The sequence below is a fragment of the Pseudonocardia sp. SID8383 genome (genome assembly GCF_009864975.1).
Taxonomy (GTDB): Bacteria; Actinomycetota; Actinomycetes; order Mycobacteriales; family Pseudonocardiaceae; genus Pseudonocardia; species Pseudonocardia alni.
Genome location: NZ_WWFY01000881.1, coordinates 1 through 5,177, shown reverse-complemented (window position 1 = coordinate 5,177; position 5,177 = coordinate 1). Strand labels below are relative to the sequence as shown.

Annotated in this window: 5 protein-coding genes and 1 pseudogene; 5 read left to right on the top strand and 1 reads right to left on the bottom strand. The window is 73.0% G+C overall.

Annotated elements, in window-relative coordinates:
- From GTW08_RS21285 to GTW08_RS21265, 5 genes and pseudogenes are all read left to right on the top strand, one after another.
- Positions 1–555 (top strand): annotated as a pseudogene (locus GTW08_RS21285) (hypothetical protein); the annotation flags it as partial.
- Entirely contained in the window at positions 552–2,516 is a 1,965-nt protein-coding gene (gene pknB, locus GTW08_RS21280; RefSeq protein WP_161152433.1) for a Stk1 family PASTA domain-containing Ser/Thr kinase, read from the top strand. The pseudogene GTW08_RS21285 and the gene pknB, both read left to right, overlap by 4 nt.
- A 20-nt stretch (positions 2,517–2,536) precedes the next feature.
- Positions 2,537–3,172, top strand: coding sequence for an aminodeoxychorismate/anthranilate synthase component II (locus GTW08_RS21275; protein WP_073573735.1), 636 nt, complete (start codon positions 2,537–2,539; stop codon positions 3,170–3,172).
- Between the two features lie 207 nt (positions 3,173–3,379).
- Positions 3,380–3,640, top strand: coding sequence for a cell division protein CrgA (gene crgA, locus GTW08_RS21270; RefSeq protein WP_020626195.1), 261 nt, complete (start codon positions 3,380–3,382; stop codon positions 3,638–3,640).
- Between the two features lie 101 nt (positions 3,641–3,741).
- Entirely contained in the window at positions 3,742–4,179 is a 438-nt protein-coding gene (locus GTW08_RS21265; RefSeq protein ID WP_161152432.1) for a PH domain-containing protein, read from the top strand.
- 154 nt (positions 4,180–4,333) lie between these two features.
- On the opposite strand, the gene GTW08_RS21260 is transcribed toward GTW08_RS21265, so the two are convergent.
- A partial coding sequence (locus GTW08_RS21260) for a rhomboid family intramembrane serine protease (RefSeq protein ID WP_161152431.1) occupies positions 4,334–5,177 on the bottom strand: 844 nt, incomplete at its 5' end.

The following is a 5,177-nucleotide window of genomic DNA, read 5'->3' as shown; positions in this document are numbered from 1 at the left end:
CGCACCGGGCCGCACAGCGGCGGTCTCCCGGGGGGCCGTCGTCCGGGCGGGCCGCCCACCGGCCCCGAGGTCCCGGGGCAGCAGCGTTCGGCGCCGACGCGTCCGCCGGTGCGCCGCAACGCCTCCGCCGACCGGATGCCCGAGCAGCATCCGTCCGGCCCGCTCGACCTGGGCCCGAAGCGTTCCGGACGGGCGAAGGCGTGGCTGGCCGCCCTGTTCGTGATCCTGACCCTCGCCGCCGTCCTGCTCGCGGTGATGATCTTGAAGGGCCTCTCGCCCGACGACATGCGGCCCGGGTCGCTCGGCGTCGCGCCCGGTACCGTGGCGACCGCGGCCGGCCCCTCGGCCGGGTCCACGGGACCGGCGGTCCCGGCGGAGCCGTTCGCCGTCCCCCGTGCCCAAGATCGACCGGAGGTGCCCGGTGATGTCCCGGTGATCCCACCGAACGGTCGCTCCGGCGCACATGTCGCCCGTACGGGACCGACCGTGAGCGCCGACCGGCATGATGAGCACGCCTCCGACGGACTCGATGAGTACGGGAATCTGAACCGATGACGACACCACGACTGCTCTCCGAGCGCTACGAGCTGGGCGACCCGCTCGGCTACGGCGGCATGTCCGAGGTCCACCGCGGCCTCGACACCCGGCTCGGCCGGGACGTGGCGGTCAAGGTGCTGCGCGCCGACCTGGCCCGCGACCCCCAGTTCCAGCTGCGCTTCCGCCGCGAGGCGCAGAACTCGGCGTCGCTGAACCACCCGGCGATCGTCGCGGTGTACGACACCGGCGAGGTCGAGTCCGAGTTCGGGCCGCTGCCCTACATCGTCATGGAGTTCGTCGACGGGCAGACGCTGCGCGAGATCGTCAAGACCACCGGCCCGATGACCCAGCAGCGGGTCGTCGAGGTGATGGCCGACGTCTGCGCCGCGCTCGACTTCTCGCACCGGCACAACATCATCCACCGCGACGTGAAGCCCGCGAACGTGATGATCAACGGCGTCGGCGCGGTCAAGGTCATGGACTTCGGCATCGCCCGTGCGCTGGGCGAGGGCCAGAACGTCACCCAGACCGCCGCCGTCATCGGCACGGCGCAGTACCTGTCTCCCGAGCAGGCGCGCGGCGAGGCCGTGGACGCCCGCTCGGACGTCTACGCCGCGGGCTGTGTGCTGTTCGAGCTCCTGACCGGCGAGCCGCCCTTCACCGGGGACACCCCCGTCGCGGTCGCCTACCAGCACGTGCGGGAGGACCCCCGGTCTCCGTCCGAGCTCAACCCGTCGGTGCCCCCGGCGCTCGACGCGGTGGTGCTCAAGGCGCTCAGCAAGAACCCGGCCAACCGCTACCAGTCGGCCGCCGAGATGCGAGCGGACCTGGTCCGCGTGCGCAACGGCGAGCCGGTACACGCGCCGCTGGTCATGAGCGAGCACGAGCGCACGCACATGATGGCCCACGACAGCGCGACCCAGGCCATGGCGACGCGCCGGCTCGACGCGGGCGGCCCGCCCACCGGCCGGCACACGATGCCGCCGCACCACCCCGACTACGCCGACGACGAGGGCCGCGGGGGGCGGCGCAAGGCCCTCCTGTGGGTCGCGGCGCTCGCGGTCATCGGCCTGCTCGGCTTCGTCGGCTTCCAGCTCTTCTCCTCCTCGGGCCCGGACCAGGTGTCGGTGCCCGACGTGCTCGGCCAGTCCCCGGACCAGGCACGGCAGACCATCACCCAGGCCGGGCTGCTGTTCTCCCAGCAGGACCAGCCGTCGGACGTCGCACAGGTCGGCAAGGTCGTCCGGACCGACCCCGGCGGCGGCAACCAGGTCGCCGAGAACAGCCGGGTGACGGTCTACGTCGGCAGCGGGCCCGCCCAGGTCACCGTGCCGAGCGTGGAGGGCCTGTCCCCGGACGAGGCCGAGGCCAAGCTCCGGGAGGCCGGCCTGCAGGTCGGCGGCCGCACCGAACGCGACACGAGTGACTCAGGCCAGGTCGGCAAGGTCATCACCTCCGACCCGGGGCCGGGCCAGCAGGTCTCGGGCAACACCGCGGTGTCGCTGGTGGTGGGTCGCAAGCAGCAGACCGTCGCCGTGCCGGACGTGGCGGGCCAGTCGGCCGACGCCGCCCGGGCGACGCTGCAGAACGCCGGCTTCCAGTCGATCTCCACGACCGAGGTCGACAGCGGCGGCTCGGCGGGCCAGGCGGTCGGCACGAACCCGTCGGCCGGGACCCGGGTCGCGCCCGACCAGACCATCACGATCCAGATCAGCCGTGGGAACCAGAACCAGGTGCCCAACGTCGTCGGCCAGCGCGTCGACAGCGCGATCAGCACGCTGCAGGAGGCGGGGCTGAGCCCGTCGATCCGCCAGGTCGACGTCTCGGACTCCTCGCAGAACGGCGTCGTGCTGCAGCAGAGCCCGTCCGGCGGGTCCGAGGCCTCGAGCGGCCAGACCGTCACCCTCACCGTCGGCAGCTACTCCGGTGACAGCAGCAGCGACGGTGAGAACGGCAGCAACGGCTTCCCGTTCAACTGACGATTTTCCCGGGAGGGACCGTGCGCGTACTCGTCGTCGACAACTACGACAGCTTCGTCTACAACCTGGTCCAGTATCTGGCCCAGCTCGGTGCCGACCCGGTGGTCCGGCGCAACGACGAGGTCGAGCTCGACGAGCTCGACGAGGTCGGCGCCGTGCTGGTCAGCCCCGGTCCGGGGACCCCGGAGCGGGCCGGTCGCAGCGTCGAGGTCATCCGCCGCGCCGCGGAGCGCGGCACGCCCCTGCTGGGCGTGTGCCTCGGCCACCAGGCGCTGGCCACCGCCTGGGGCGGGGTCGTCGAGCGCGCGCCCGAGCTGCTGCACGGCAAGACCTCGGAGGTCTTCCACGACGGCACCGGTGTGCTCACCGGGCTGTCGTCGCCGTTCACGGCCACCCGCTACCACTCGCTGACGATCGCGCCCGACGGCCTGCCGTCGGAGCTGGAGGCGACCGGCCACACCGAGACCGGCCTGATCATGGCCGTGCGGCACCGGGAGTTCCCGATCTCCGGCGTGCAGTTCCACCCGGAGTCCGTGCTGACCGAGGGCGGGCACCGGATGCTGGCGAACTGGCTGCGCCAGGCCGGCTACGACGTGCCGGAGGACCTGGTCGTACGGCTGTCCGACGAGATGGCCGGACTGGTCGCCGGGGTCTGATCCCCGGCCCCGCACCACCCGACGTCCCCGTGACGTGCGACGCCTGTGTCGCCGGTGCGACCCGGACGGCGAGGCGGTCACGCTACCGTGGTGGCGGATCTGTCCGGGTCGCCACGTCCCCCCGACCACGGTGCCCCGTCGCAGGTCCCGCCCCCGGCCGGCGCACCGGCCGGACCCGTGTCCGACTCCGACAGGCGATGAGGTCAGATGCCGAAGTCGAAGGTCCGCAAGAAGGCGGCCTACACCCCGCCCCCGGTCAGCCGCACCCCGCAGAAGGTCGCGGGACCGACACACCCGGCCTACATCGCCGTCATGGTCGCGATGTGGATCCTCGGCCTGGCCTGGCTGGTGATCAACTATTTGGCCGGTCCGTCCATCCCGTTCATGCTGGCGCTGGGCAACTGGAACTTCATCATTGGGTTCTCACTCATCGTGATCGGCCTGCTGATGACGATGCGGTGGCGCTGACCAGCGGAAACACACGGATGTGAGTTGTCCACCATGTGGATGAAGCTTGTGGACAACTTCACATGACCACACAGGGTGATCGACTTCGGTGGTCGACACCGGTGGGCGCGGTCGTCGTGCTCTGGGTGCTGGCGGTCGCCGCGACCGGCTGGTCGGTCGCGGTGCTCGTCTCCGGCGCGGACGCGGCGGGCGCGTTGGTCGCGGGCGTCGCGGCGCTGGGTCTCACCCTGGCCGCGGCATCGGGGACCCGTGCCCGGCCCCGGCTGGAGGCCGGCCCCGAGGGGCTGACCGTGCGCAGGCTGACCTGGACCCGGCACGTGCCCTGGGGGCGGGTGGACGACCTGCGGCTGCTGCGGACCCGCAGGCTGGGCCGCGAGTCGGTGCTGCTGGAACTGGAGCTGCGCGACGTCGACGACCGCGAGCGGCTCGTGATCCTCGGCCGGGCCGAGCTGGGCGCGGACCCGGTGGATGTGTTCGACGACCTCGCCGCCCTGCGCCCGGCCCACCGCCCCGGCGACCCGGGCCCGCCCGGGCTCTGACCCGCCACCCGCACCTCGGCGAGCACCGGATCGGCCACCGACGGCCCGGGTCGGCGGGCAGCCGCCGACATGCACCTCCGGGTCGTCCTGGCTCGGCGTCGAGAACCCCGAGCTGCACCTCGGCGCACGGGCCCGCGGTCGGGCCCGGCCTGCCTCAGACGCCGGCGACCGCGAGCAGGCCCGCGGCGCGCACCCCGATCAGTACCAGCGCCAGCACGGCCAGCCCGGAGACCGCCAGCAACTGGGTCCGCCTGCGCTGCGGGGATCCCGTCCCGAGGTGAACCAGCGCAGCGGTGACCGCGGCGCCGAAGACGAGCCCGCCGAGGTGCCCCTGCCAGGAGATCCCCTGGATGCTGAGGCTGATCACGGCGTTGATCGCGATGACGGCGACGACCTGCCCGGTCGGCAGCTTCAGCCGCCGCAGCAGGACGAACAGTGCCCCCATCAGCCCGAACACCGCACCGGAGGCGCCCGCGGTCGCCCCGACCGGGGAGCTGAAGAGCATGACCGCGGCCGCACCGCCGAGCATGGACACGCCGTACACGGCGACGAACCGGGCCCGGCCCAGGACCGTCTCGACCTCACGGCCGATGATCCACAGGGCGTACATGTTGAACGCCAGGTGCAGCGGGCCGATGTGCAGGAAGCCCGAGGTGATGATCCGCCAGTACTCGCCGTCGGCGACCAGGAGCGGGACGAGTCCCCCGGCGTCGAACAGCGGCGAGCGGAAGTTGGACATCACGCTGCCCGCCGTGACCGCGGTGAGCACGTAGACCACCACGTTGGCGACGATCAGACCGGGGACGATCACCGGCTTCCCGGTGCGGCTCGCACCGGCGACGTTGCGCCACCGCGGGGTCGTCCGCGCGCCCTCGGCGAGGCAGTCCACGCAGTGCTGGCCGACCGGGGCCGGCCGCAGGCAGTCGGGGCAGGCGGGCCGGTCGCAGCGCGAGCAGGCCAGCCCGGTGGGCCGGTCGGGGTGCCGGACGCAGACCGCG

Coding starts and splice junctions, on each gene's coding strand:
- pknB (WP_161152433.1), top strand. CDS start 552: ATGACGACACCACGACTGCTCTCCGAGCGCTACGAGCTGGGCGACCCG.
- crgA (WP_020626195.1), top strand. CDS start 3,380: ATGCCGAAGTCGAAGGTCCGCAAGAAGGCGGCCTACACCCCGCCCCCG.